At 69.6% G+C, this 26,062-nt stretch carries 27 protein-coding genes, 1 other RNA gene and 1 riboswitch; of the genes, 15 read left to right on the top strand and 13 right to left on the bottom strand.

The window, feature by feature from the left end:
• Positions 1-249: 249 nt before the first annotated feature.
• The 7 genes from ftsE to ssrA all read left to right on the top strand — a co-directional run bounded on the left by ftsE (position 250) and on the right by ssrA (position 6,532).
• Positions 250-1,080: a cell division ATP-binding protein FtsE gene (gene ftsE, locus EJC77_RS00415; protein ID WP_125609592.1), complete on the top strand. Its 831-nt coding sequence runs from the start codon at positions 250-252 to the stop codon at positions 1,078-1,080.
• The gene (ftsX, locus tag EJC77_RS00410) at positions 1,077-1,991 is read left to right on the top strand and encodes a permease-like cell division protein FtsX (RefSeq protein WP_125609591.1); all 915 of its coding nucleotides are present in this window, start codon (positions 1,077-1,079) and stop codon (positions 1,989-1,991) included. Before ftsE ends, ftsX begins: the two co-directional genes overlap by 4 nt.
• Before the next feature lie 33 nt (positions 1,992-2,024).
• Entirely contained in the window at positions 2,025-3,353 is a 1,329-nt protein-coding gene (locus EJC77_RS00405) for a peptidoglycan DD-metalloendopeptidase family protein (RefSeq protein WP_125609590.1), read from the top strand.
• Positions 3,354-3,416: 63 nt separating this feature from the next.
• Positions 3,417-3,887 carry an SsrA-binding protein SmpB gene (gene smpB / locus EJC77_RS00400; protein ID WP_125609589.1) on the top strand — a complete coding sequence of 157 codons (471 nt, stop codon included), beginning with the start codon at positions 3,417-3,419 and terminating at the stop codon, positions 3,885-3,887.
• Entirely contained in the window at positions 3,888-4,769 is an 882-nt protein-coding gene (locus EJC77_RS00395; RefSeq protein WP_125609588.1) for a cytochrome c oxidase assembly protein, read from the top strand.
• Between the two features lie 38 nt (positions 4,770-4,807).
• The gene (locus EJC77_RS00390) at positions 4,808-6,097 is read left to right on the top strand and encodes a glycoside hydrolase family 3 N-terminal domain-containing protein (protein WP_125609587.1); all 1,290 of its coding nucleotides are present in this window, start codon (positions 4,808-4,810) and stop codon (positions 6,095-6,097) included.
• A gap of 68 nt (positions 6,098-6,165) precedes the next feature.
• Positions 6,166-6,532, top strand: a transfer-messenger RNA (tmRNA) gene (gene ssrA, locus EJC77_RS00385).
• A 173-nt stretch (positions 6,533-6,705) separates the two neighbouring features.
• Here the strand turns inward: ssrA and EJC77_RS00380 are convergent.
• Positions 6,706-7,023 carry a hypothetical protein gene (locus EJC77_RS00380; protein WP_125609648.1) on the bottom strand — a complete coding sequence of 106 codons (318 nt, stop codon included), beginning with the start codon at positions 7,021-7,023 and terminating at the stop codon, positions 6,706-6,708.
• A gap of 166 nt (positions 7,024-7,189) precedes the next feature.
• Here EJC77_RS00380 and EJC77_RS00375 point away from each other — a divergent pair, with 166 nt between their 5' ends.
• Positions 7,190-7,999, top strand: coding sequence for a GNAT family N-acetyltransferase (locus EJC77_RS00375; RefSeq protein ID WP_125609586.1), 810 nt, complete (start codon positions 7,190-7,192; stop codon positions 7,997-7,999).
• A gap of 74 nt (positions 8,000-8,073) precedes the next feature.
• Complete coding sequence (locus tag EJC77_RS00370; RefSeq protein ID WP_125609647.1) at positions 8,074-8,784, top strand: SRPBCC family protein; 711 nt, start codon at positions 8,074-8,076, stop codon at positions 8,782-8,784.
• 197 nt (positions 8,785-8,981) lie between these two features.
• On the opposite strand, the gene EJC77_RS00365 is transcribed toward EJC77_RS00370, so the two are convergent.
• Both EJC77_RS00365 and EJC77_RS00360 read right to left on the bottom strand, forming a co-directional pair.
• Positions 8,982-9,677: a hypothetical protein gene (locus EJC77_RS00365; RefSeq protein WP_125609585.1), complete on the bottom strand. Its 696-nt coding sequence runs from the start codon at positions 9,675-9,677 to the stop codon at positions 8,982-8,984.
• Complete coding sequence (locus EJC77_RS00360) at positions 9,674-10,408, bottom strand: hypothetical protein (RefSeq protein WP_125609584.1); 735 nt, start codon at positions 10,406-10,408, stop codon at positions 9,674-9,676. The genes EJC77_RS00365 and EJC77_RS00360 overlap by 4 nt, the downstream gene beginning before the upstream one ends.
• A gap of 413 nt (positions 10,409-10,821) precedes the next feature.
• Here EJC77_RS00360 and EJC77_RS00355 point away from each other — a divergent pair, with 413 nt between their 5' ends.
• The 3 genes from EJC77_RS00355 to EJC77_RS00345 are packed head-to-tail and all read left to right on the top strand — an operon-like array spanning position 10,822 to position 13,209.
• A complete protein-coding gene (locus EJC77_RS00355) occupies positions 10,822-11,121 on the top strand; it encodes a DUF4193 domain-containing protein (protein WP_125609583.1) in 300 nt (99 codons plus the stop codon).
• 43 nt (positions 11,122-11,164) lie between these two features.
• Positions 11,165-12,814, top strand: coding sequence for an AMP-binding protein (locus tag EJC77_RS00350; RefSeq protein WP_125609582.1), 1,650 nt, complete (start codon positions 11,165-11,167; stop codon positions 12,812-12,814).
• A gap of 5 nt (positions 12,815-12,819) precedes the next feature.
• Positions 12,820-13,209, top strand: a complete 390-nt coding sequence (locus tag EJC77_RS00345; protein ID WP_125609581.1) for a YrdB family protein — start codon at positions 12,820-12,822, stop codon at positions 13,207-13,209.
• A 50-nt stretch (positions 13,210-13,259) separates the two neighbouring features.
• Here EJC77_RS00345 and EJC77_RS00340 read toward each other — a convergent pair whose 3' ends face one another.
• The 8 genes from EJC77_RS00340 to EJC77_RS00305 all read right to left on the bottom strand — a co-directional run bounded on the left by EJC77_RS00340 (position 13,260) and on the right by EJC77_RS00305 (position 21,918).
• Positions 13,260-14,009 (bottom strand): metal-dependent transcriptional regulator, encoded by a 750-nt coding sequence (locus tag EJC77_RS00340; RefSeq protein ID WP_125609580.1) that lies wholly within the window; start codon positions 14,007-14,009, stop codon positions 13,260-13,262.
• A 57-nt stretch (positions 14,010-14,066) separates the two neighbouring features.
• Positions 14,067-15,323, bottom strand: a complete 1,257-nt coding sequence (locus EJC77_RS00335) for an Nramp family divalent metal transporter (RefSeq protein ID WP_125609579.1) — start codon at positions 15,321-15,323, stop codon at positions 14,067-14,069.
• A 170-nt stretch (positions 15,324-15,493) separates the two neighbouring features.
• On the bottom strand, positions 15,494-16,264 hold the full coding sequence (locus EJC77_RS00330) for a class I SAM-dependent methyltransferase (RefSeq protein WP_125609578.1): 771 nt from the start codon (positions 16,262-16,264) through the stop codon (positions 15,494-15,496).
• A 59-nt stretch (positions 16,265-16,323) separates the two neighbouring features.
• Positions 16,324-17,748: an aminotransferase class V-fold PLP-dependent enzyme gene (locus tag EJC77_RS00325; RefSeq protein ID WP_125609577.1), complete on the bottom strand. Its 1,425-nt coding sequence runs from the start codon at positions 17,746-17,748 to the stop codon at positions 16,324-16,326.
• A 41-nt stretch (positions 17,749-17,789) separates the two neighbouring features.
• Positions 17,790-17,903, bottom strand: a riboswitch (SAM riboswitch).
• A 155-nt stretch (positions 17,904-18,058) separates the two neighbouring features.
• Complete coding sequence (gene hisN, locus EJC77_RS00320) at positions 18,059-18,871, bottom strand: histidinol-phosphatase (protein WP_125609576.1); 813 nt, start codon at positions 18,869-18,871, stop codon at positions 18,059-18,061.
• 48 nt (positions 18,872-18,919) lie between these two features.
• Entirely contained in the window at positions 18,920-20,038 is a 1,119-nt protein-coding gene (gene rsgA, locus EJC77_RS00315) for a ribosome small subunit-dependent GTPase A (protein WP_125609646.1), read from the bottom strand.
• Positions 20,039-20,040: 2 nt separating this feature from the next.
• Complete coding sequence (gene aroA, locus EJC77_RS00310; RefSeq protein WP_125609575.1) at positions 20,041-21,375, bottom strand: 3-phosphoshikimate 1-carboxyvinyltransferase; 1,335 nt, start codon at positions 21,373-21,375, stop codon at positions 20,041-20,043.
• 6 nt (positions 21,376-21,381) lie between these two features.
• Positions 21,382-21,918, bottom strand: a complete 537-nt coding sequence (locus tag EJC77_RS00305) for a DoxX family protein (protein WP_125609574.1) — start codon at positions 21,916-21,918, stop codon at positions 21,382-21,384.
• A 163-nt stretch (positions 21,919-22,081) separates the two neighbouring features.
• On the opposite strand from EJC77_RS00305, the gene EJC77_RS00300 reads away from it, so the two are divergent.
• Together EJC77_RS00300 and rsrA are read left to right on the top strand one after the other, a co-directional pair.
• The gene (locus EJC77_RS00300) at positions 22,082-22,825 is read left to right on the top strand and encodes a sigma-70 family RNA polymerase sigma factor (RefSeq protein WP_240629594.1); all 744 of its coding nucleotides are present in this window, start codon (positions 22,082-22,084) and stop codon (positions 22,823-22,825) included.
• A 2-nt stretch (positions 22,826-22,827) separates the two neighbouring features.
• Entirely contained in the window at positions 22,828-23,088 is a 261-nt protein-coding gene (gene rsrA, locus EJC77_RS00295) for a mycothiol system anti-sigma-R factor (RefSeq protein WP_125609572.1), read from the top strand.
• Here the strand turns inward: rsrA and EJC77_RS00290 are convergent.
• Together EJC77_RS00290 and EJC77_RS00285 are read right to left on the bottom strand one after the other, a co-directional pair.
• Complete coding sequence (locus EJC77_RS00290) at positions 23,085-24,659, bottom strand: polysaccharide deacetylase family protein (protein ID WP_240629592.1); 1,575 nt, start codon at positions 24,657-24,659, stop codon at positions 23,085-23,087. The two genes, rsrA and EJC77_RS00290, sit on opposite strands and share 4 nt — an antisense overlap.
• Before the next feature lie 104 nt (positions 24,660-24,763).
• Positions 24,764-25,231 carry a hypothetical protein gene (locus EJC77_RS00285; RefSeq protein ID WP_205786733.1) on the bottom strand — a complete coding sequence of 156 codons (468 nt, stop codon included), beginning with the start codon at positions 25,229-25,231 and terminating at the stop codon, positions 24,764-24,766.
• Positions 25,232-25,640: 409 nt separating this feature from the next.
• On the opposite strand from EJC77_RS00285, the gene EJC77_RS00280 reads away from it, so the two are divergent.
• Positions 25,641-26,060 (top strand): YciI family protein, encoded by a 420-nt coding sequence (locus EJC77_RS00280; protein ID WP_125609571.1) that lies wholly within the window; start codon positions 25,641-25,643, stop codon positions 26,058-26,060.
• Positions 26,061-26,062: the final 2 nt, after the last annotated feature.

Below are 26,062 nucleotides of genomic sequence, written 5' to 3'. Positions count from 1 at the left end.
TGTTCGGGGTCGTAAGTCGCGCATGATGCCCCGCTGCGCAAGATAGGGGAGTCAACGCTGCGCAGAACGGTCTTTGCCCCACCTATTTCGCCCGGCACGAGGAACGGACGAAGGGGCGACACACCCCGCGAGTGCCCGGGAAAAGACGGCCCGGATGCCTATAGTCGATAAGCCGGTGGTTTCTTCCCCCAAACCAGCGCCCATGCACCGGCGTGCCGGGCTCCAACCCGTGTGGGCAGTCGAAGAGTCATGATCCGATTTGAAAATGTGACCAAGGCCTATGATCGCAAGAGCAGGCCGGCGCTCGAGCGCGTCACGCTGGAAGTAGACCGTGGCGAGTTCGCCTTCCTGGTCGGCTCGTCCGGTTCCGGAAAGTCCACGTTCCTGAAGCTGGTGCTCAAGGAGACCCGTGCCGATGCGGGCGCCGTGTACGTGGCCGGCCAGAACGTGGCCAATGTGCCCAGCTGGCGGGTGCCGAAGTTCCGCCGCGGCATCGGTGTCGTGTTCCAGGACTTCCGCCTGCTCAACAACAAGACCGTGTTCGCGAACGTCGCCTACGCCATGCAGGTGCTCGGCAAGAGCCGCAGCGCCATCCGCCGCGAGGTCCCGGACGTCCTCAAGCTCGTGGGTCTCGAGGACAAGGAGGGCCGCAAGCCGACCGAGCTCTCCGGCGGCGAGCAGCAGCGCGTGGCCATTGCCCGCGCCATCGTCAACAAGCCCGGCATCCTGCTGGCCGACGAGCCCACGGGAAACCTGGACCCGACCACCTCGGTCGGCATCATGAACATCCTGGACAGGATCAACCAGAACGGCACCACGGTCGTCATGGCCACGCACGACGACGACATCGTCAACACCATGCGCAAGCGCGTCATCGAGCTCGAAGGGGGGCACATCGTCCGTGACGAGGCCCGCGCCCAGTACACGTCGATGATCCCGATCGTGCCCGCCGCGGCGGCCGCCACGGACGACGACGGCGCTCCCCGCTCGCGGCGGGCCCGGCTGAGCCAGGGCGAACCCGACCCGGATGTCCTGCCGCCGCGGATCGAGCGGAAGACCGGGAACGAGGTGGCCCGATGAGGCTCGCGTTCATCCTGAGCGAGATCGGCGGCGGCCTGCGCCGCAACCTGTCCATGGTCATCTCGGTCGTCCTCGTCACGTGCGTGTCGTTGACGTTCGTGGGCACGGCCGCGCTGCTGCAGATGCAGATCACGCAGATGAAGGGCTTCTGGTACGACAAGGTCCAGGTGGCCATCTTCCTGTGCTCGGACACCTCGAACGCGCCGAATTGCGCGTCGGGCCCCGCCACCGCCGAGCAGAAGGCCGGCATCCAGACGCTGTTGAACTCGGCGGCCGTCAAGCCGTACATCAAGTCGTCGGTCTTCGAATCGCAGGCGGACGCGCTCAAGCACTTCAGGGAGCAGTTCGCCAACTCCCCGATCAAGGACACGGTCACGGCCGACCAGCTGCCGTCGTCGTTCCGGATCAGCCTGGTGGACCCGCAGAAATACCAGATCATCAACGAGACGTTCTCGGCGACGCCCGGCGTCGACTCCGTCATCGACCAGCGCAAGCTGCTCGAATCGCTGTTCACGTTCATGAACGCCGCCTCGGTGGTGGCCATCGGCATCGCCGCGCTCATGATCGTCTGCGCGGTGCTGCTCATCGCCACGACCATCAGGCTCTCGGCCCAATCGCGGCAACGCGAGATCGGCATCATGCGACTCGTGGGGGCGTCGAAGACGGTGATCCAGTTGCCCTTTGTGCTCGAGGGGGTCATCGCGGCCGCCGTCGGCGCCCTGCTGGCCTCGGCAGCGGTCTGGGCCATTGCCACGTTCTTCGTCCAGGGCTTCCTGGCCGGACAGTTCAAGGACACGCCGTTCATTGCGGCCAACCAGGCGCTGTACATTGGCCCGTTGCTCCTGATCCTGGGCGTGGCGTTGGCCGCCATCTCCTCGTCCGTGTCGCTGCGCCGCCACTTGAAGGTCTGACCCATCGCCACTCTCGAAGGAGCCTTCCACCCCATGAAGTCGTCATCCCGCTGGGCATCCGCCGCCTTGGCGGCCGTCCTGGCCGTCGGGTTGCTGGGCCTGGCCCCCGCCCACGCCGACAACCTCGACGACCAGGCCGCGGCCCTGCAGGACCAGGCCCACGACGTGGAGGCTTCGCTCGAGTTCGTCGACGCCGGCCTGGCCAAGGCGGCCCACGACCTGGTCATCTACCAGGGCCAGCTGCCGGCCGCGCAGCAGGCCCTGACGGCCGCGCAAGAGCGGGTGGGGGAGGCGACCGCGAAGGTCGACGCGCTGGCCGCCCGCACGGAGCTGGCCCAGCAGAACAAGGACAAGATCACCGCCCAGATCGCCGCCGACGCCAAGGTCGAGGCCAAGACCAAGGAACTGATCGGGCAGATTGCCGCCCAGTCGTACAAGGCCGGCGGCGTCCCCGGAAACCTGTCGCTGTTCCTGGGCATGGGCTCCACCAATGACCTGGCCGGGTCCATCAACCTGGCCGATGCGGCCATGCGCAGCCAGAACGCCGTGTTGGAGAAGCTGGCGACGCAAAAGGCGGGCAACAAGAACGCCCAGGCCCGGCTGGCCGCCGTCGAGGCGGAGATTAGGGCGTTGAAGGCCGAGGCCGACGCGGCGCTCGTCGCCGAGCAGGCCGCCCGCGATGCGGCGGCCGCGAAGAAGGCGTCCGTGGACAAGCTGGTTGCCGACACGAAATCGCTCAACGACCGGCTCGAGGCCCAGCGCCCCCAGATCCAGTCGAAGCTGGCCGCCGTGAAGAAGCAGCAGGACGCCGTGGCCGCCCAGATCGCCGAGCGCCAGCGCAAGGAACGCGAGGCCGCCGAGGCCGCCGCACGGGCCGCCGCGGCGGCCGCCGGCAACAACAACTATGTGCCGCCGCCGCCGGGCAACCCGTCCGCGTTCGGGCTCAGCCACCCGTTCGCGGCCGATATTCCCATCACCTCTGGCTTCGGCTGGCGGCAGACCCCGCCGGGAACCATGGATTTCAACGGCACTGGGTCCTACCTTCACAGCGGAATCGACTTCGGCGCCACCTGCGGGACGCCGGTCTACGCCCCGGCCGACGGCACAGTCGAATTGGCAGGCCAGACCACTCGCGTGATCGGGGGCGGCAACGTGCTGTGGATTTCCCACGGCGTGATCCAGGGCAATGCGCTGATGACCGTCTACTATCACAACAGCTCGGTGTTGGTCTCCGTGGGCCAGCACGTCACGCGCGGCCAGCTGCTGGCCTACACGGGCAGCACCGGGAACTCCACCGGCTGCCACGCCCACTTTGAGACGTGGCTCAACGGCACGCCCGTGGACCCGATGACCCTGCTGTGACCGGTGCCAGCCGCGCTTGCTAGACTGGATCGTCCGTCGATCGAATCATGAAGGAGCGCCGCCGTGCCCAAGGAAAGTGGCCTGAAGGTTGTGGCCACCAATCGCAAGGCCCGGCATGACTACCACATCATGGACACCTACGAGGCCGGGCTGGTCCTCATGGGCACCGAGGTCAAGTCGCTGCGCGAGGGCCGGGCGTCCCTGGTGGACGGGTTCGCCACGTTCTACAGCGACGAGTTGTGGCTTGAGGCCGTCTACATTCCCGAATACCTCAACGGCAGCTGGACGAATCACACGGCGCGTCGCCGGCGCAAACTGTTGCTGCACCGGGACGAGCTGAACAAGATCTCGCACAAGACCCGCGAATCCGGGTTCACGATCGTGCCGCTGCAACTGTACTTCCTGGACGGCCGGGCCAAGGTGGAGATTGCGATCGCCCGCGGCAAGAAGGACTACGACAAGCGGCAGGCGCTGCGCGAGAAGCAGGACAACCGCGAGGCGCTGCGCGTCATGCGTGAGAAGAACCGCGGCTAGATGCCACCGCTCGGCGAATTCCTCGGTTCCTGGTCCCTGGACCCGTGGGCCCTGGCGCTCATCGTCGCCGCCGGCGCCCTGTACGGGCTCGGCCTGGTGCGGGCGGCGCGGGCCGGCCAGTCCTGGCCGTGGTGGCGGGTGCTGGCGTTCTACGGCCTGGGCCTGGGCAGCTACGCGTTCGTGAACTTCGGCTTCCTGGGGACGTATTCGCCGCAATTGCGGTGGGCGTTCTCCATCCGGATCGTCATGATGCTGTTCGTCGTCCCGGCCGGGATGGCGCTGGGCCTGCCGCTCGGCCTGGCCCGGCTGACCATGCGGCCCGGCCGCCTGCGCACCGTGCTGGCCGCCATGGCCCGCCGGCCGATGAAGTTGTTCTCCAATTCGGCCGTGTCGCCCATCGTCGGGGTGGTCATCCTGTCGATGATGCTCACGCCGCTGGCCGGCATCACCCGCCTGGGCGCCGGGTTCGAGGGCATGCTGACGCTGGCCATCCCGCTGCTCGGGCTGCTCATGGTGCTGCCGCTGACCGAGGACAAGCTGCTCCTCGGCACCGCGTTCATCATGCTGGAGTTCGTGTTCGCGTTCATCGAGTTGCTGGCCGACGCGCTGCCCGGCATCCTGTTGCGCCTCAACGGGCACATCCTCGACGGCGCCGCGGCCATCGCCGGGCCGCACCCGGGCTGGTTCCCGTCGCCGCTGCGCGACCAGCAGATCGCCGGCGACTGGCTGTGGTTCGTCGCGGAAATCGTCGACCTGCCCGTGCTCATCCTGCTGTTCGTCCGCTTCTCCCGCACCGACAAGCGCGAGCGCACGGTGCTGGACGAGATGAGCGACGAGGAAATGGACGCCCTCAACGAGGCCCACCTGCACCTGCGCGACTAGGCTGGGCGCAGGGGCACCCGGCACGGGGAGGCGAGGGCATGCGGCGGCGGCACTGGTGGGTCATCGGGGCCATCGGGGCGGCGCTCGTCCTTGTCATCGCCCTGGCCGTCACCGGCTCGCTCGCCGCGCCCCGCGCCGGCACCGCCACGCCGACCAGCGGGGCGCCGGCCACGCCGTCGGCAACGCGAACGACGACGACGCCGCCTCCCAGCGCAACGCACGCGCCGCCGTCGTCCGCCCCGGCAACCACCCCACCGGGCACATCACAGGCCCCGCCCGATGCGGCGCACCGGACCTTGGCGCGGATGCCGCTCGAGCAGCGGGTGGGGCAGCTGTTCATGGTGGCGTCGCCGGTCACCGGGGCGGATGCGAACACGCTGTACGCGCTGGAGCGCCTGCACATCGGGAACGTGTTCCTGAAGGGGCGCAGCAGTGCCGGGACGGCCGGGATCGGGGGCGTCGTGGCCGACCTCACCGCCCATGTCGATGCCACCGCCGGCGCGCTGCCGTTCGTGGCCACCGACCAGGAGGGCGGGCTGGTGCAGGTCATGAGCGGGCCCGGGTTCTCCGTCATCCCGCAGGCCATCCAACAGGGGCAGCAGGACCCCGCCACGCTGCAGGCCGAGGCCACGGCCTGGGGGCAGCAGCTGGCCACCGCCGGCGTGAACGTGAACCTGGCGCCGGTCCTGGACACCGTGCCGGGCCCGGCCTTTGCGCCGAGCAACGCGCCGATCGGGCTGTACGGGCGCGAATACGGGTTCACGCCGACCGACGTGTCAGTGCACGGCCTGGCATTCGCGCGCGGCATGCTGGCCGCCGGCGTGCAACCCACGGCCAAGCATTTCCCCGGGTTGGGTCGTGTCACGGCCAACACGGACACCGCCGCCGGCGTCACCGACGACATCACCACCCGCACCGACCCGTACCTCCAGCCGTTCCGGGACGCCGTTGACGCCGGCGTGAACTGGCTCATGATCTCCAACGCCTACTATCCGCGCATCGACGCCCAACGCATCGCGCCGTTCTCCCCGGTGGTCATCACCGGCATGGTGCGCGGCGACCTGGGCTTCGGCGGGGTCGTCGTCAGCGACGACATCTGCGACGCCGTGCAGGTCTCCCCGGTGCCCGTGGCGCAGCGGGCCGTGCAGTTCATCGGCGCCGGCGGGACCATGGCGCTGTGCACGGACGAATTGCTCGTGGCCGCCATGTACCAGGGCGCTCTGGCCGCGGCCCGCGCCGACCCGGCGTTCGCGGCGAAGGTCGATGCTGCCGCGGTCGTCGTGCTCGAACAGAAGGCCGCCGGCGGGCTGCTGCGGGAACAAAAGTGAGCCCGGATGCGCTATGCTTGATAGTCCGGCGGGTACAACACCCGGCGGGCCTGTTTGACAAAAAAATAGGGGATGATCGGTTTCGACGGTGTTAGTCGAGACAGGGGAAGCGGGCCGAGGATACAGGGTTATCTCGTAAACGCTCTCTGTAAACCAATAAGTGCCAATTCTAAGCGCACTGACTTCGCTCTTGCTGCCTAAGCAGTAAGACAGTCCGTCAGCCCGGGGACGCCTTCGCCCCGGATCCTGGCGTCATCTAGAGGGCCACTGCTTCAAGTCTTCGTCATAACGGCTTGAGGGACTCTTTTATGGCTGAGCCCGGCAACCACATGTTTGCGTGATGGATGGGGCTGAGAAAAACCACAGCAAACTGCGCCCGGAGAAGACCTGGCAACACGACACCGGACGGGAGTTCAATTCTCCCCATCTCCACACCCCTATGGGGCCCGTTCCACGCTCAAGCGGCGTGGGGCGGGCCCTTTTGTGCGCCGTCCTGCGCAGGATAGGGGGACGTATCGTGCGCAGCAGGCCCTTCTGCGCGTCGTTGGGGGGCCTATGCTGCGCAGATCGGCCGGGGCTCAGCATTCGGGAATGGCCTTATGGGTCTCTTATGGATCCAGGGTGTCCACAATGCCGCGGAAACGGCTGCCGACGCCGTCGAACTCGCTCCGCCGCCAGCCAGCGGCCGGACCCGGCAGCGCGGACGTGTCGTGGAACTCACACACCACGAGGTCGAACTCGGGCCACCATTTCTTCGGCCGCGCGGTCTCGTGGAAGTCGCAGATGTAGCAGCGCAATTCAACCCAGACGGGGCGCTTGCCGGTGCGGTTCGCCCGGGACTGGGCCAGCCAGGCCGGCGGATTCCGTTCCAATTCGGCCAGTTCGGCCGCGCTGAGCCTGGCGGGCAGGCCGTGCCGGGTCGCCATCTCCAGTGGGATGTCCAGTGCCTGGGCGGCCTCGCGGCGGCTCAACGGGCGCCGGCCACTCCCGCCGCGTGGGGATCGCGCCCCTGTCCCGGCGGGCCGGCCCGTGTAGTCATTGCTTTCCATCGTCCTTCAAGGATACGTGCCGGGCGGGCCGTAGGATGGGCCGATGGTTGACACCGCATCCCCGCTCCTGGCCGCCTACGACGTCCAACTGCGCCGTCATGTTCCCGTCGCGCCCCCGCCCGGGGAGGTGCACGAGCTGCTCGGGCCCGTCCTGCGGGTGAGTGGCCGGCACGAGGGATTCATCGAGACCGGCCCCGACGTCGGCGTCCACGGGGACGCGCTGGACGCACTGATTGCCGAGCACCGAGACTTCTTCGCCGCGCGCGGCGAACCCGTGGAGTGGAAGACCCGCTCGCACGACGCGCCGGCGGACCTCCCGGACCGGCTGGTGGCGGCCGGCTTCGTCGCCGGCGCCCCCGAGACGGTCATGGTCGCGCCCGTGCAGGCCCTGGTCGGCGCCGACGGCACGGCGGCCGGCCTGCCCGACGGCGTGAGCATCCGGCAGGTGGTCGAGCTTGCCGATTTCGGGCGGATCACGGCCCTGCAGGCCGAGGTGTGGGGTGCCGACCACGGGCCGACCGCCCGGGAAATGCAGGCCGAGGCGGCCGCGGACCCCGCGCACGTCCTCGTGTTCACGGCCGAGGCCGGGGGCGAGGTGGTATCCGCTGCCCGCCTCGTCATCCTGCCGGGCACCGATTTTGCCGGCCTGTGGGGCGGCTCGACCCTGGCGGCGTGGCGCGGCCGGGGCCTCTACCGGGCGCTCGTCGCCGCCCGGGCCGAGGTCGCGGCGGCGCGCGGCGTGAAGTACCTGCAGGTCGACGCGTCCGCTGACAGCGCCCCCATCCTGGCGCGGCTCGGGTTCATCGCGCTGACCACAACGACGCCGTACCAGTGGAGCCCGCCCCGACGATAGCGTGAGCAGGGGTTCAGAATCCGATCCGGGCATGACAGGGTGGAAGATGAACCGTGTGGCAACGAGAGGGCATCATGGCCAAGGAATTCAGGATCGTCGCCGAGACCGAGGTCGACGGCACCCCGGAGCAGGTTTTCGATGCGGTCACACGGCGCAACGCCGGCTGGCTGTGGCCGATGGAGATCGAGCCGCGACGCGGCGGCACCGGCCCGTTCGGCAGCACCGTCACGGTGTGGGAACCGCCGCATAGGTTTGCCAACCACGTGGACGGCGAGGGCGGTTTCTTCAACGACCTCGACTACCAGCTGGACGAACGGGCCGGCGGCAAGACGGGTGTGCACTACGTCCACAGTGGCGTGTTCTTCGAGGACTGGGACCGCAACTACGATGGCGCCCGCCAGCACACGGACTTCTACCAGCACACGCTGGGCCAGTACGTGAAGTTCTTCGCCGGCGCGGACGCCGTCTTCGCCGACGTGCAGGGGCCGGACTCGTCGGGCGCGGCGGATGCGTTCGAGGCCGTCAAGCGGGAATTGGGCGTCGCGTCCGTGGGCCAGTCGCTGCACCTGGCCGTGGCCGGCGTGCCCGCCGAGGAGGCGATCGTGGACTACCTGGCGACGAGTTTCCTTGGACTCCGGACCCCCACGGCGATGTACCGGTTCTTCGGGCGCAACGCGTTCGGCTCCGTCGTCGGCATGACCGTCCACTTGTTTGCCCCGGGTGCCGACGGGGAGGCGGCGGGCGCCGCGTGGCGGGCCTGGCTGGACGGGTTGTACGCGACCTGAGTGCGGTGGGCCGCCCCCGGCGTTAGTCCAGTAAGTGGAGTTAAAGACTTGAGTGGTGGCCAGACAGGCATGGCCACCACTCACCCCCAATGAGCGTGCGTGACGGCTCCCCCCGCCGTCGTTCACACATTCATTAGTATTGCAGGAAATAATGCATTTGTGAACACCTGTCGCGATATGTCCGTAACGGGTGGCAGTTAGCGCGTCACAGGCCGCCGCAAATACGACACCCATACGAGGGCCAGGCCAACGGCGACGCACAGGATGGACAGGTACGAGACGACATAGGCCGGGGTGCCCGTGGCCAGCCGGAGCACCTGCATGGGCAGCAGCAGCGCCATGAGTAAGAAGCCGACCGACAGGCACAGCGCGGCCGCCCTGTCGACGGCCAGCCGGGACCGGAGTCCGCCCCGGAACGTCGGCACCACCAGGCAGGCCGCCACATAGGCCTGGTACACACGCCCCAGGGCGGCGTAGACCATGATCCCCGGTTCGTGAAGGTACATGTTCAGCCCGGTGCTTGACTCGGGCGTCGGCGTACTGAAGAACGCGACCAGGATGCCCGCCGCCAGCACGGCGACGACGGCCAGGCCCACGGGGCCGCGAATCATCCGGACGCCCACGGGCGACTTGTAGGCGGCGGCAATCTTTCCGGCCAGGATGAACAAGAGCACGAGCAGCACCAGCCGCAACAGCAGGTTGGCGATGTTAACCCCGCCCAGCAGCTTGTCCGCCGGCACGTAGATGTCGGGGATGCTCAGGCCCACGGCGACCGTCAGCAGCGCCATGCACCAGAACATGCTCACATTGCGGCCCTTGATCGCCGAGGGCAGCCGCCAGACCAGGGCGCCGAAACAGACGGCGAGTGCGGTCCACTGGAGCACGATGGTCATGCGAGGTTCTCCCAAACAGCTTGTTGCGTTTCGATGTCTTGTTCAACGCGTCGAAGGGTCTTGCCCAACATCTCGAGCCGTTCCACCGCAGTCTCTACAAGTGTACTGTTGGCCACCGACCCCAACGCCGCCTCCCGGGCGAGTGCCGGCCACCCGGCCTCCTCGAGCGTGAACAGGCCGGTGGCCGCGAGCCCATTGGCCAGGCCGACCCCGGCGATCCGTGCGGCCTGCAGGGCCAGCTCCGGTGTCAGCCGGTTGGCGCTGACTTGTGTTGACAGGTTTTGCGGGGCCACGCCGCTGTCCCGGGCCAGTCGCTGGCGCAGGTCGGCCGGACCGACGGCATCGAGCCAACACCGCACGGAGGACGGGTGCGGGGTGGGGGACAGCGGGAAATTCGGCCGCGCGACATGCCCCTCGGCGGCCGCCCGGCGGTTGATGATCTCCTGGAGCAGGTCCGAGTCGGCCACCTGGCTGAGCACCTCGGCCTCCGTCGGCATGGGCGGGACCAGGGCCAGATCGCCGAACTGGTCGAACCCGGACAGCGCGCGGCGCGGATCCACGCCGATCGCCCGGCTGGCGGCCACCACCGTCCCCACGGCGACACGCCCGCGCACCAGTTGCTGGGCGAGCGTCGACTTCTTGATGCCCGTCAACCGGGCGAGCTCGGCCGTGCCGATGTCGCCGCCCGCCTGGCGCAGCCAATGCTGGAACGCCTTCGTGGAGACAGTCATGCCGCGCGATCCGGCCAGACCGGGCAGGGCCTGCGACCGGGCCCCGGGCGGGGCCCCAGACGGGGCAAGAAGATTGTCTGCATGGTGACACCAGACTATAAGGCGTCCGTGCCCGGTGCGGGGGCCTGGGACGCCGGCGGCGTGCGGGCCGTCCCGCCGTCGAGCCTCACAAGAAGCCTTCCTGACGCCGGTGTGACGGGTGATTCCGCCCACACGCGGGTGCCGTCCCGGTCCCGAATTCGCGGGGGGACCGCCAGTCGGCGGCGTTTTACCGCCCGACGGGGACGGGTCGCAAAGATTGCGGGAATATTTGGGAGCAAAACCGGCTTTGACGGGCTAGGATGGGGCGCTGAAATACCCCGCCAAAACAACACGGCCAACGCCACAAGCATTTCAGGAGTTTGAGAACCCGCATGGCAACGGATTACGACGCACCGCGCAACAAAGACGAAGACCACGAGACAGAGTCGCTGAACGCGCTCCAGGTTCAGCGCGGCGGTGCCCAGACGGCGCATATTGACGTCGAGGACGCGGACACGGCCGAGGGCATGGACCTGCCCGGCGCGGACCTGTCCAACGAGGAGCTGGTGGTCCAGGTCATCCCGGCACAGGAGGACGAGTTCACCTGTGCGTCCTGTTTCCTGGTCCGGCACCGCAGCCAGGTCGCGCGCGAGAAGGACGGCCTGTTGTACTGCAAGGACTGCGAGGGCTGATCGGCCCCCACCCGGCGTCAAACGCAGCACCAAGGGAGCAACCATGAATGTCCAGGATCGTGTCCGGGAACTGGTGGACACCTTCGGCTCACGCACGGCGTGCGCCGCGGAGCTGCTGTGCGACCGGCACCCGGCCGAGGCGATCGCGTTCACGGTCATCGAGGCCGATCTGAGCCACGCCGACATCACGTTCGGGACGTTGCGGGACCGCTCGGAACGCCTCGCCGCGGCGCTGGTGGGGCTGGGGGTGAAGCCCGGCGACGCCGTCGCCACGCTCATGGGCAAGTCGGCGGACCTGGTCGTCGCGCTGCTGGGAATCTGGCGCGCGGGGGCCGTCGACGTGCCGCTGTTCACGGCGTTCGCCGCCGACGCCATCAGCTACCGGCTGGCCGCCAGCGGCGCCCGGCTGGTCATCTGCGACGCGGACCAGCGCCGCAAGCTGATGCCGGCCGGGGACGTGCCCACCGACGCCTCCCCGCTGGTCATCGTCGCCAACGGCGAGGCCACAGGCTACGACCTGTCGTTTGCGGATTTGCTGGCCGGTTCCGGTACGGACGACGGCGGCGCCCCCGCCCCGGTCGCGCCCGTCGCCGTCGGTGGTGACGGTGCCCTGGTGCAGTTGTTCACGTCCGGGACCACGGGCCTGCCGAAGGGTGTGCCGATCCCGTTGCGGGCGGTCGCGTCGTTCGTGGGCTACCAGGAATTCGCGCTCGACGTCCAGCCAACCGACGTGTTCTGGAATGCGGCCGACCCCGGCTGGGCCTACGGGCTGTACTTCGCCATCCTGGGCCCCCTGGCCTCGGGGACGCGGAGCCTTCTGCTGCGCGGCGGCTTCAGCCCGGACACCACGTGGGCGGTCATGGACAGGTTCGCCGTCACGAACTTCGCCGCCGCACCGACCGTGTACCGGTCGCTGCGGGCCGGAACCGCCGACGGCGTGGGCCACACGCTCCGCCGCGCCTCCAGCGCCGGGGAACCCCTGACCCCGGACGTCATCGACTGGAGCCGTTCGGCGCTGGGACTTGAGGTGCGCGACCACTACGGCCAGACCGAACACGGCATGGTGGCCGGCAATGCGTGGCGGGCCGACCTGCAGGCGCCGTTGCGCCACGGATCCATGGGCGTCTCGCTGCCCGGCTGGTCCGTTGACGTGCTCTCCGACAATGCCGACACGCCCGCCAACGCGGGCGAGGACGGCCGTGTCGCCATCAACGTGGCCGCCAGCCCATTCTTCTGGTTCCACGGCTACGCGGATGCACCCGAGAAAACCGCGCAGCGCTACACCCCCGACGGCACCTGGTACCTGACCGGCGACGCCGGACGCCGGGACGACGACGGGTTCATCTACTTCTCGTCCCGCGATGACGACGTCATCATCATGTCCGGGTACCGGATCGGGCCCTTCGACGTCGAGTCCGTGCTTGTCACGCACCCCGCCGTCATGGAGGCCGCGGTCATCGGTGCCCCGGACGCGATCCGCGGCGAGGTGCTGGAGGCGTATGTCGTGGTCAGCGAGGGCACGCCCGCCGGCGACGACCTCGTCGCCGAGCTGCAACAACTCGTCAAGACCCGGTTGGCCGCGCACGCCTACCCGCGCCGCGTCCACTTCGTGCCCGAATTGCCCAAGACGCCCAGTGGCAAGGTGCAACGCTACATCCTGCGCCAACGCCGGGCCGAATCGGCGGAAGCGTAGCGGGCATGGGGCGACGCAGCGCAGAGCCCGCCGTGGTGCCGCGTGCCGTCGGGGCGGCGACGTCCGGGGCGGTGCTGACCGTGGGATTCCTGCTCGAGGTGGCCATGCTGGCCGCGTTCTGCTTCTGGGGATTCAGCCGGGACGCGCCCTGGAACGTGGTGCTGGGCATCGGCGTCCCGGCGGTCGTCGTCGTGTTGTGGGGCCTGTTCCTGGCGCCCAAGGCATCGCGTCGCCTGTCCCGGGCCCTGGTGACGGTCACGTCGCTGGCCTTGTTCCTCGCGGCCGCCCTGGCGCTGGCCGTGGCCGGGCACCCCGTACTGGCCTTGATCCTGGCCGTCGCCTCCGTGGGTTATGCGGCGGCCGTGGTCGTGCTGCGTCTCGAGTCTCGAGGCTAGCGCTCGCGTCCTGAGGCTAGCGCTCGCTTCCTACGGCTGCCGCTCGCTTCCTACGGCTGCGCCGCCGGGTGCCCGGCCATGAGTGTGCCGCCGGCGCGGTCCGGTACGGTGCAGCCGTCGTGCGCCCCCGTGGAGGCGACCCACAGCGCGGCGACCACCTCGTCGCTCAGGTCGATGCCGGCGTCGTCGGCCCCCGACAAGACCTCGAGCGGGCCGCCGAACGGGCGCCGGCCCACCACCGTCACCGGTGTGCCGACGCCGATGCCGTGCGCGCCAAGGTAGCGCAGCAGGGCCGGGTCGTGGTCGGAGATGCGGCTGATGCGTCCGCGATGCCCCGGATCCAGGTCGCCGAGCGGGTGCGACGGCGGCATGGTGATGTGGCCCGACGCGTCGGGGATGGGGTCGCCGTGCGGGTCGCGGGTCGGGTTGCCGAGCTTGGTGGCCATGCGGTCGATGAACGTGGCGGACACCGCGTGTTCCAGTTGCTCGGCCTCGTCGTGCACCTGGTCCCACGCGTAACCGAGTTCCTGGACCAGGTAGGTCTCCAGCAGGCGGTGCCGGCGGACCATGGACAGGGCGAGGGCCAGACCCGCCTCGGTCAAGCGGATGGCGCTGTACGGCTGGTGGTCCACCAGGCCCAGGTCCTTGAGCTTGCGCACCATCTCGGAGACGGACGAGTTCGCCACGCCCAGCCGGGTGGCCAGCTGCGAGGACGTGATGGGCTTGTCCTGCCATTCGGTGTAGCCGTAGATGACCTTCACATAGTCTTCGACGCTGGACGAGGCCGGGATCTGCTTCACGGCGTCAACTCTATCGAATGCGGTGGGAACAGGAGGGTTGGTCCGCGAGCGGCAGCGCTACGCCGTGCCGGTGAATGTCAGCCATAGCAATACCGCGTTCAACGCGATGATGAGCACGACGCTGGCGAGGGCCGCGATGCGGAGCGGCAGGCCGTCGCGGTGGACGCCCATGAGGGCCTTGTCGGACGTCAGGCGCAGCAGCGGGACCAACGCCAGCGGGATGCCGAAGCTGAGCACGACCTGGCTGATGATCAGCGCCCACGTGGGGTCGACGCCGGCGCCGAGCAGGAGGAGCGCCGGGATGAGGCTGACCGCTCGGCGTGCCAGCAGTGGGATGCGGACCTTCAGCAGGCCGCTCATGATGGTGGCGCCCGCGTAGCAGCCCACGGAGGTGGAGGCCAGCCCGGAGGCCAGCAGTCCGACGGCGAAGACGACGCCGATGGTCGGGCCCAGCGCGGCGACGATGGCCGCGTGCGCGCCCTCGATGCTGCCGGTGCCCGCCGCGCCGGCCAGTGTCGAGGCGGCCAGCAGCAGCATGCCGAGGTTTACGACGCCGGCCACGGCCAGCGCGATCACCACGTCCCACCGGGTGGCCTTCACAATGTGGGCGAGGTATTGCGGCGTCGACCGCGCGGTGGTGTGCCTGTCGCGGGCCAGCGCCGAGTGCAGGTAGATGGCGTGCGGCATGACCGTCGCGCCGAGCATGCCGGCGGCCAGCAGGATGCTCTCGCCGCCCTGGAAGCGGGGTGCCAGGCCGCCGACGACGCCGGCCGGGTCGGGCGGGCTCAGGACCAGCCCGGCCAGGAACCCCACCGTGATGATGAGCAGCAGGAACATGATCAGGGATTCGAAGCGCCGCTGCCCCCGGGCGTTCTGCACGGCCAGCATGACCATGGACACCACGCCGACGATCAATCCGGCCACGGGAAGGGGCAGGCCGAACAGCAGGTTCAAGGCGATGGCGCCGCCGACCACCTCGGCCACGTCGGTGGCGATGGCCACGACTTCCGCCTGCGCCCAGAACAGCCGGCGCGACGAGGTGCCGAGGCGTTCGCCGAGCAGCTCCGGCAGCGACTTGCCCGTGACGACGCCGAGTTTCGCGGACTGGTATTGGACGACCATGGCCATGAGGTTGGCCGCGACGAGGACCCAGACGAGCAGGTAGCCGAACTTCGCGCCGGAGGTGAGGTTGGCCGCGACGTTGCCGGGATCAACGTACGCGATGGCGGCCACGAACGCCGGGCCGAGAAGGTAGAGCAGGCGTGACTTGTCGCCGCGGCGTCCCGTTGTCCGGGTGCTCGCAACGTCCAGCATCGGCCCACTCCTTCGTGATCCCTAAATCAGATATTTAGGCGTACCGAAATTCTAGCCGCGGGCAGGTGCCCTTGTCGATGGCCTTGTACATGATGGCAGTGTCCAGGTGGATTCATTGAGTCCTCGATAACGGCGGGTGTGGGGCTCCCACACCCGCACTTGGCGAAGAATCAACGCACGGAGCGGGCGCGCCAGGTGCTCGTGAAATACGGCAGGTCAAGCGACTCGCCCGGGGCGTGGCCCAGATGCTCGAACAGGTACCAGCCCAGGTTGCCCAGCACCTTCGCCCGGATCGCGTCCGGGGCGTGCAGGTAGTAGCTGCGCGACTTCACGAGCTCCAGCAGGTCCTCCGGCGTGACCGGCTGGGCCCAGTGCGTCTCATGGTTGACCAGGCCGGTGAACTCCGGCCCCACCGCCGGGCGGAATCCCGGGTTGTGCACGTCCCCGGCATGCATGATGCGCGCCAGCCGGTGCACCCACGGAACCGTGACGTCCAGCTGGTTCCAGACCAGGCCGAGTGTCCCGCCCGGACGCAGCACACGCGCCAGCTCGGTGCTGGCCCTGAGCGGGTCGCACCAATGCCAGGCCTGCGCCACCGTGGCCAGGTCCATGCAGCCATCGGGCAGCTCGATGGATTCGGTCGCGCCGACGATCACCTGCACGTCCGGATGGTTCGCGTGCAGCTGGGCGAGCATGTCGGCGGACGGGTCCAGCGCCGTCACGTCCCACCCCTGTTCCAGCAGCCGGGCGGTGAACTTGCCCGTGCCGGCACCGACGTCGAGCGCCGCCCCGCGGCGAACCAGGCCCTCCGTCAGCCAGGTGACGGAATCGGCCGGGTAGCCGGGACGGACGGCGTCGTAGTGTTCGCCGCCGGACAGGAACGCGGCGCCGAGCTCCCGCCGCTTGTCATCGTCCAGGCTGGGACCGCCCACCGGTAACATGCACGCTCCTCGAATGTCGGCCGCGACTTGGCGCCTCCACTCTACCGCGTGCGGCCCCGTCAGGGGGTCGTGCAGGGCGAGGCGCCGGCGGTGCCGGGCGTGTTCGGGGCCCAGGCGGGGAACTGGCGGGCGTCGTTGACGGGGACCCAGCGGCCGGCGTCGACCACGTAGTCCCACCGGGGACCGTCGGCCAGCAGGGCGGCGAGACCGTCGATCAGCCGCTGGGCGTCCTCCAGCCGGGACCCCACGCCGAAGCTGGCGCGCAGCGACCCGGACGGCAGGCCGAGCCGGCGTAGCAGCGGGTGGGCGCAGAACTTGCCGTCCCGCACGCCCACGCCGTGCTCGGCAGACAGGTAGGCGGCCACGAAGCCGGCGTCGTACCCGGCGACGGAGAAGCTCACCACGCCGATGGTGCCGGCGCCCGGGTAGTCGGCGGAGTCGCTGAACAGTTCGTGCACGCGCACCCCGTCCAGGGCGCGCAGCCCGCCGGCCAGGTGGGCGCGCAGGGCGGCCTCGTGCCCGTGCCAGGCGGCTTGGTCCAGTCCGGCCACGACCTGCACGGCGCGGGCCAGGGTGGCGGCGCCGAGCACGTTGGGGGAGCCGGCCTCGTGCCGGGCCGGGCCGGTGGTCCAGCGGACGGAGTCCAGCCGCGCCTCGGTCACGGCGCCGCCGCCGGCGAGGTGCGGTGTGCCGGCGTCGAGCCAGTCGGCGCGGCCCACGAGCACGCCGCTGCCGAACGGGGCGTACACCTTGTGCCCGGAGAAGGCCAGGTAGTCGATGCCGGCGGCGGCGATGTCGATGCGCCGGTGCGGGGCCAGCTGCGCGGCGTCCACGACGATCCGCGCACCGTGCCTGTGCGCCAGCGCGGCCAGCTCGGCCACGGGCAGCACCTCGCCGGTCACGTTGGACGCACCGGTGACGGCCACGAGCACCACGTTGCCCGCGCGCAGCTGCGTCTCCACGCGGGAGAGCGTCGCCGCGATGGAGCCGGCCGCCACGACGGACCGGTGCGGCAGCCGCTGCCACGGCAGCAGGTTCGCGTGGTGCTCGATGTCCAGGTACAGCACCTCGCCGTGGTCGTTCGACACGCCGCCCACGTGCCCGTTGGCCGCCAGCAGGGACTCGACGCAACCGGCCAGCAGGTTCAGCGAATCGGTCGTGTTGCGCGTGAAGATGACGGCGTCATCGGGGCGGGCGCCGACGAACCCGGCCACGATGCCGCGGGCGTTCTCGTACACGGACGTGCTCACCTGCGAGGCGAACCCGGCGCCGCGATGCACGCTGGCGTAGTACGGCAGGATCTCGGCCAGATGGTCGCCCACCTCGGCCAGCGCCGGCGCCGACGCCCCGTAGTCGAGGTTCGCGTACCGGACGCTGCCACCCTGGACCAGCGGGGCGGCCAACTCGCCGCCGACGACCGGCAGCAGCGGCGCCACCGCGCCGATGGCATCAACGGACGGCTTTTCGAGGATTGCGGAACTCATGACAACACTCCCGTGCAGGAAGGGGGACCGGGCGCACCGGGCCTCCGCGCTTGCCAAGACCGCTCCGGCCTGGCCAGGTCGTCACCCGGGGCACCCCGCCGCGAAAGGAGGGTTGCCGGCCAGCAAACCGGGGTTTTGCGCTGGCACTCGTGACCTATGCCCACCACGCTAACGCACGTCGGCGCGCCCGCCCATTTGTTACACGCCGTGACAGGGGCGCCAGCCGCGGTGGTCGAGTCCGTCGACACCCCGAAAGGAAAGGCACGACGGCGATGGTCGCCGTCGTGCCTTGGCTCACCTGGGTTGATTGTCAGCCGAGCAGGTCGTCCCAGCCCGGGTTGAGATGGCGCAGCACGTCGGCGTGCAGGATCGAGTTGGTGGCCAGCGCGTTGCCGCCGAACGGGCCGTCGACCCCGTCGAGCGACGTGAAGCGCCCGCCGGCCTCCTCGACGATCGGCACCAGCGCGGCCATGTCGTACAGGTTCAGTTCGGGTTCGCAGGCGATGTCGACGCTGCCCTCGGCGACCAGGCAGTACGACCAGAAGTCGCCGTAGGCGCGGGTGCGCCACACGGCGTCGGTCAGGCCGATGAACTCGTCACGGTTGCCGCGCTCGGCCCAGCCGCCCAGCGACGAGTAGGACAGCGAGGCGTCGGCCAGGCGGGCCACGTTGGACACATGCAACCGGGTCGCCGAGGCCAGCGACTTGCCCGTGTACGCGCCCGTGCCCTTCGCCGCCCACCACCGCTTGCCCAGCGCCGGGGCGCTGACGACGCCCATGACGGGCCGGCCCTCGTCGACCAGTGCGATCAGCGTGGCCCACACGGGCACGCCGCGCACGAAGTTCTTCGTCCCGTCGATGGGGTCGATGATCCACCGGCGCGTGCCGTGGCCGCTGCTGCCGAACTCCTCGCCCAGCACGGCGTCGCGGGGGCGCACGCGCGAAAGCTGGCTGCGGATCGACTCCTCGGCCGCCTTGTCGGCATCCGTGACCGGCGTCAGGTCCGGCTTCGTCTCGACCTTGAGGTCCAGGGCCTTGAACCGGGACATGGTCAGTGAGTCGACGGTGTCGGCCAGCACGTGGGCCAGGCGGAGGTCGTCGTTGTAGTTTTGCGCGGCAGTCATGGGATCCACGCTATCGGTTGATCGGCCCGCCGCCGGGCAGGCTGGGCCCTAGTCGACCGCGCCGAGTTCCTTCGCCTCGGCCCGGCCCTCGGTGCGGGTGCCCGTGCCGAGCAGCCGCCGCAGCGACGCCAGCCGGGCCGGCCCGGCCTCGCCCGCCCCGCCGCCTGCCACGAACGGGTCCAACCCGCAGTTCACGGCGTCCGCGTCGTGCTTGCAGCCGCGCTCGCATGCGTCCGTCCCCGGTTGCAGGTCCGGGAACGCGTTCAGGATGCGGTCCGGATCCACATGCGCCAGCCCGAACGACCTGATGCCGGGGGTGTCGATGATCCACGATCCGCGTTCGGCGTCGTGCAGCCGCAGCGCCAGCGCCGACGACGACGTGTGCCGTCCCCGGCCGGTCACGGCGTTGACGCCGCCGGTGGCCCGCTGCGCGCCGGTGAGCGCGTTGACCATCGTGGATTTGCCGACACCCGAGTGGCCGACGAGCACGGAGACCTTGCCGTCCAGGTGCGCCTTGAGAAGGGCGACGGCGCCCCCGGCCAGGTGCGCGGACGCGCCGTCGTCACTGCGTGCGTCGACCCCGGACGCGTCGGCGTCGGCCGTGCGGCTCACCACGACCGTCATCTCCAGATGCTCGTAGTTGGCCAGCAGCCCGGCCGGGTCCTTGATGTCCGCCTTGGTGACGAGCAGGACCGGGGCGATGCCGGCGTCGTACGCGGCGACCAGCGCCCGGTCGATGAAGCCGGTGCGCGGTTCCGGGTTGGCGGCGGCAACGACGATGACGAGCTGGTCGGCGTTGGCGACGACAACCCGCTCCACCGGGTCGGTGTCATCGGCGCTGCGCCGCAGCACGGTGCGCCGCTCCTCGACGCGCACGAGCCGGGCCAGCGTGTCCGGTTCGCCGCTCGTATCGCCGACCAGGGCGACGAAGTCGCCGGCGACGACGGGGGTGCGGCGCAGTTCGCGGGCCCGTGCCGCGATCAGTGTGCGCTCGGTGGCCAGGTCCTCGTCGACGATCGCCGTGTAGCGGCCGCGGTCCACCGTGATGATGCGGCCCACGACCGCGTCCCCATGCGCCGGACGGTCCTTCGTGCGCGGCCTGCTGCCGCGCTTGTTCGGCCGGACGCGCACATCCGACTCGTCCCACTTGCTGTAGTCCCGGGCCATGGTCACCCGGCGGTCTGGCGGGCGGCGGTCTGCGCCACCATGTCCGCCCACAACTGCGGGAACTGTGGCATGGTCTTGGCCGTTGTGGCGATGTCCTCGACCTGCACGCCCGGCACGGCCAGCCCGATCACGGCGCCCGCCGTGGCCATCCGGTGGTCCTCGTAGCTGTGGAACAGCCCGCCGTGCAGTGGAGCGGGGGTGATGATGAGCCCGTCCGCGGTCTCCTCGGCCCGGCCGCCCAACGCGTTGATCTCGGCGACGAGCGCGGCCAGCCGGTCCGTCTCGTGGCCGCGCAGGTGCGCGATGCCGCGCAGCCGCGAGGGTGAATCGGCCAGCGCGCACAGGGCCGCGACCGTCGGGGCCAGCTCGCTCGTGTCGGCCAGGTCCACGCCGTGGATGGCGTCCCCGCCGGTGACGGCCAGGACGCCGTCCTCAAGGGTGACCGTGGCGCCGAACGCGGGCAGGATGGTCCGCCACCTGTCGCCCACCTGGGTGGTGCCGGCCGGCCAATTCGGGATGCGCACGGTGCCGTGGCCGGCCAGCGCGGCGGCCAGGAACGGCCCGGCGTTGGACAGGTCCTGTTCCATGGCCCGGTCGAACGCGGCGATCGGCCCGGGGGAGACGATCCACTCGTTCGGGGTGGCGTCGTCGACCGTGACACCGAGGGAGCGCAGCACCTCGACCGTCATGGCGATGTGGTCGAGGCTGGGCACCGGCCCGCCCTCGTGCACCAGGTGCAGGCCGTCGTCGAAACGCGCCCCGGCGAGCAGCAGGGCGGACACGAACTGCGAGGACCCGCCGGCGTCCACCGTCAGGCGCCCGCCCCGCACGCGGCCTTGCGCATGCATGGTGAAGGGCAGCAATCCGCCGTCGCCGCCGTCCACGCGCACGCCCAGGCCCGCCAGCGCGTCGATGACCGGGCCCATCGGCCGCACGCGGGCGGCCGGGTCGCCGTCGAACGTGACGGGTCCGGCCGCGAGGGCCGCCAGCGGCGGGACGAAGCGCATGACCGTGCCGGCGAGCCCGCAGTTGACGAGGGTGCCGTCGGGACCGGCGCCGGACGGCAGGACGTGGCCTGCCGGGATGGGCGTGACGACCAAATCGGGACCAAAGGGGGAGCCGGCGTCGTGCTCCTCGATCACCGCGCCCAGGGCGCGTAACGCCTCGACCATGAGCGCCGAGTCGCGCGAATGCAGCGGCCCGCGCAGCCGGGACGGGCCGTCGGCCAACGCGGCCAGGACCAGGTACCTGTTGGTCAGCGACTTCGACGCCGGGATGGCGACGGTGGCGTCCAGCGGCGTCGTGGCGAACGGGGCGGGCCAGGGGGCGGCGGTCATCGGCGGCTAGTTTCCCGTCACGTCGTGGGCGAATTCACGGACAACCCTGCCGGCCTTCCCGGCCTTCTTGCCGCCCTGCTTTCCGGCCTGCTTTCCGGCTTTCATGCCGGCATCGACCAGGTGTCCGGCCCGCCAGGCCAGCCCCGGCCGGCCGGCCGTGTCGACGGCCGCGAGCAGGGCGCCGCCGGCCAGCCCGATGTTCTTGGCCAGCTGGCTGCGCCTATGCGCCTTGGCCTCGCGCGTGTCGGTGCCGGCCGACCGGTATTCCACGTACGCGTTCAGTGCCGCCGTCGCCGAGAGCACGACGGCGGCGAGCCGGGAGAACTTGCCGGCCGCCAGCAGCGCACCGGCCCCGATCTGGGCGCCGCCGAGGGCGCGGGCAAGCGTCTGCTCGGATGCCTGCACGGGCAGCGCGGCCGATACACGGCCGAGGACCGGGGCCAGCTGGCGGGCCGTGTCCTCGGCATGGCGCAGCTGGGTCACGCCGGAGAGAATGAACGACGAGGCGAGCATCGGGCGGGCAAGGGCGCGGATCAGAATCATGTCGGTGGCCTCCGTAGGTGTAGAGCCGGCGCGGAAACTGCCAGGGCGCGCGGCCGTGACTTGGTTCAAGTCTCGCACCTCCCGCCGCGGAATGCGGAATAACGGGCGGCGCACGGCCGTTGTGCAGAAGTACGCGAGGAACTTTGGTTGGCGGAAGGATGCCATGGCGACGATGACACTAGACTCGGTCGTAATGAATACTTCAGAGCCTGCCGATGCATTGGGATCTACTGCATTGGGATCTACTGCTTTGGGATCCGTGGCGCCTGAGTCTGCGGAGTTGCCGGTGGACGTTGCGACGGAGACCACGGAGGAGCGCCGGGCCCGTTTTGAGCGGGACGCCATGCAATACGTGGACCAGCTGTATTCGGCCGCCATGCGCATGGCCCGGAACCCCTCGGATGCCGAGGACCTGGTCCAGGAGGCCTACACCAAGGCCTTTTCGGCGTTCCACCAGTACAAGCCCGGCACGAACTTGAAGGCCTGGCTGTACCGGATCCTGACGAACACGTACATCAACCTCTACCGGAAACGGCAGCGCGAGCCGCTGCAGTCCAGCTCGGATGTGATCGAGGACTGGCAGCTGGCCCGGGCGGAGTCGCACACCTCCAGCGGGTTGCGTTCGGCCGAGGCGGTGGCATTGGACCACCTGCCCGATTCCGACGTGAAGAGCGCGCTGCAGGCCATCCCGGAGGAATTCCGGTTGGCCGTGTACTTCGCCGACGTGGAGGGCTTCGCATACAAGGAAATATCAGACATCATGAACACGCCCATCGGCACTGTCATGTCGCGGTTGCACCGCGGACGGAAAATGCTGCGCGACATGCTGGCCGACTATGCGGCCGAGCGTGGATTCGCGAAGGCTGACTCGCAGGGCGCGTCGGGGCGTACGGAAGGTAAGAAGTGACCATGGGCGACTGCCAGAGCCTGGGCGATTGCGACGACTCGCGGATTGCCCGCATCTACGAGTACCTGGACGGGGCGCTGTCACGCGCCGACCTGGCCGACATCAAGGCGCACCTGGACGGCTGCCCCGACTGCTCCCACGAGTATGACCTGGAATGCGTCATCCGCTCGGTCGTGAAGCGCTCCTGCAAGGAGGCCGCACCGGAGAACTTGAAGGCCGCCATCCTGGCCCGCATCCATGAAAGCCGGCCGGCCGAGGTCTAGCGCCCGGGGGTGCACGGGTAGTGGCTGCCACGGCAGAAGAACGACGCGCCCGGGTCCATCGGAATCCCGGCGAACAGCTGCGGAATGGTCACCAGCTGGTAGCCGCGGTCTTGCAGGGCGGTGATCAATTCGTCTTGCCCGTCCACCGTGGCCGCATGGACGTCATGCTGCAGGATCACGGCACCGGGGCGAACCAGGTCAAGCACCCGCGGGACGAAGACGCGCTTGTCCCGGGAGAGCCAGTCCTGCGAGTCCACCGACCAGTTCACGATCGGCATCCCCGCCACGGCCAGGACGGTCCCGTTGCTGGCGCCGTACGGCGGGCGCAGGTAGCCGGGGGTGACCCCTGTTGCGGACTTGATGGCCGCCGTCGCGCCCTGTATCTGCCCGCTGATGCCGGCGGCGGACAGGCTGGTCAGGTAGGGGTGGTTGAAGGTGTGGTTGCCGATCACGTGCCCGGCCGCGGCGACCGCCTTGGCAATCGCCGGATAGCTCAAGACGTTGATGCCCTGTTCGAAGAACGTCGCCAAGACGTCGTGGCGGGCCAGGATGCCCAGCAAGCGGGTGGTCTGCGGGTTGGGCCCGTCGTCGTACGTCAGTGCAACGCAGGGAACCAGATCGCAATTGACATGCCGGGCCGTGGTGCCAACGCCAGGCTTGGGCGGCGTGAACGGGGCGGCCGACGACGAGGCGGCTTGCACTGCGCGCCCTACCGGTGAGAGCAGGGACCCGGTAAGGACGGCCGGCACATGCACCGACGTGGCGGCCGGCAGGGCGATGCCCGTTCGTGGGTCGGCGGACAACGGCACCACCAAGTCTCCGCCGTCGCCAAAAGCCGCTCCCGCGAGCAGTTCCGCCCGATCCGGGCTCCGGTGCGTTGGGGTGGCCGAGCCGGTCGCCGTTTCGGACGGGGCGGCGGTGGACGGGATTGTGGTGGACGGGACGGCCGTGGCCGGGGTCCTTGGTGATCTCGTCGGCGCGGCCGGGACGCCCGCATCGTCCAACGCATCACCGAGCAGCGTCCGCAAGGCGTCGACGCTTCCGGCGGCGACAAGGTCGGGCCCGTGGTGGACGGCCCCGTTCGCCAGGTCGGTGAAGGTCGTCGATGTGGTGATGCCCGTGGCGTTCCCCCGCACCATCCGGGACTCCACCAGACGGGTGCCGAACAGGTTGCCACGGGCCAGGATGGCCTGCTGGTCCAGCTTCAGCCCGTCCTCCAGCGGACCGCGGGCGGTGCCCGGCACGGATGGCTCATACCGGCCGCCGGCAACGCCGTCCAGGATGTGCAGCAGCCCCGCGTCGAGGGCGGCATTATATTTTGTCGCTCCGTCGACATACGTCCAGCGGGCGTCCACCGGGACCTTGCCGGTGGAGCGCAGCGTCACGGTGCGCAGAGCCGTCGCGCCCGCAGAGACCACAGACACGGGCTGTCCCACCACGGCCTTCGGTTTCGCGACGGCCGTTGCCGACGGGCTCGTGCCGCCTTCCACCGGGAGGACGGTGCAGGCGGCGAGTGCCAGCGCGGCGAGGGCGGCCGGAATCAACCGGAGGTGGTGGCCTTTGGTGTACACGCTTGTCCTTCGGACGCCGGGCATCTTGCGAGGTGGGGAGCGAGACCGGCTCCCCTGCCAAGGATACAGCCCGGGGTGGTCCGTCCCGGCAACGCCGAGCCCGGTCAGCCGGCGACGCCGATGACCGTCAGGATGCCGGCGACGGGAAGCGCCACGACCTTCACGAACTCGGCGCCGATGTACGCGATGTGCGTCAGCGTGCCGGTGTTGCCCTGCGCGGGCGCCGCCGTGGCCGGCTGCAACGCCGTCTCGGACAGGGCCCTGGTGCGCTTGCCCATGGCCGGGCGGAGCACGATCATCTGTGCGGCCAGGGCCGCCATGGGCACGACCAGCAGGGTTCCGGCAAGCCCCGAGACGTCCCGTCCGTCAGCAATCCAGGCGACGATGAGGGTGGCGGCCAACACCGCCTCCACCCAGTTGAGCGCCTTGAACACCAGCCGGCCGATGCCCACGCCCAGTGCGTGGGTCATACCCGGGGCACGGAACTTCAGCGGCGTCTCGATGAACGAGATGGCGGCAATCATGCCGAACCACACGAACGGCAGGGCGGTGAGCAGGACGATGGATGTCACGGTGGGGCGGTCGCTTTCGATTGGACGGCAGGGGCTGGGACACGTGGGCGAACCCGGTTCCAGTCTAGCTTTATGACGGATTAATCCGTACTTAATGGCGCGTCCGCCCGGTCCGGGGTCTGAGGAGGATCGGTACGGAAATTCATGCCAGGCGGTCAAGCAGCGGTTGAATGTAGCGTTTGTCCTCCCTTCACCGGCATTTTCGCGGGCGGGTCCTACGGGAATCGGCTGACCGCGAAAACCAAGCGATCGCGATCCGACGTTCTTCAACGGTGCTTGTCCCGTTGGCGAACCGTCCAGCCCGGAACGCAACGAAAAAAGTCTTCGGCTTGTGTCGATCTGGCCTCGCGCCGTTCGACCTGTGGATGAGAAGGTCGAAGGGCGACCTTCCAGAACCAAGGAGTATGCGATGGCCAAGTACATGCTGATCATGCGCGCAACGGACGAGTCGTTGGCGAAGTTTCAAGACGTCGACTTCACGGAGATCATGAACGCGATGGGCAAGTTCAACGACGAGCTGATCCGCGCCGGAGTGTTGCTGGCGGCCGAGGGGCTGGACGATCCCAAGGAGGGCGTCGTTGTCGACTTCACCGGCGAGACGCCGGTGGTCACCGACGGCCCGTACGGGGAGACGAAGGAACTGTTCAGCGGCTACTACATCCTCGACGTCGCCTCGCAGCAGGAAGCCGTCGAATGGGCCAAGCGGGCGCCGTTCATGGCGGGCAGCAAGACCGAGATCCGCCGCGTTCCGACGATCGATGAGTTCCCGCAGGACAACCAGTGGATCCAGAAGGAACGCGCCTGGCGCGAGCAGACCGGGCAGCTATGATG

This window comes from Specibacter cremeus (assembly GCF_003946885.1).
GTDB lineage: Bacteria > Actinomycetota > Actinomycetes > Actinomycetales > Micrococcaceae > Specibacter > Specibacter cremeus.
This window is presented reverse-complemented; position numbering and strand designations above follow the sequence as displayed.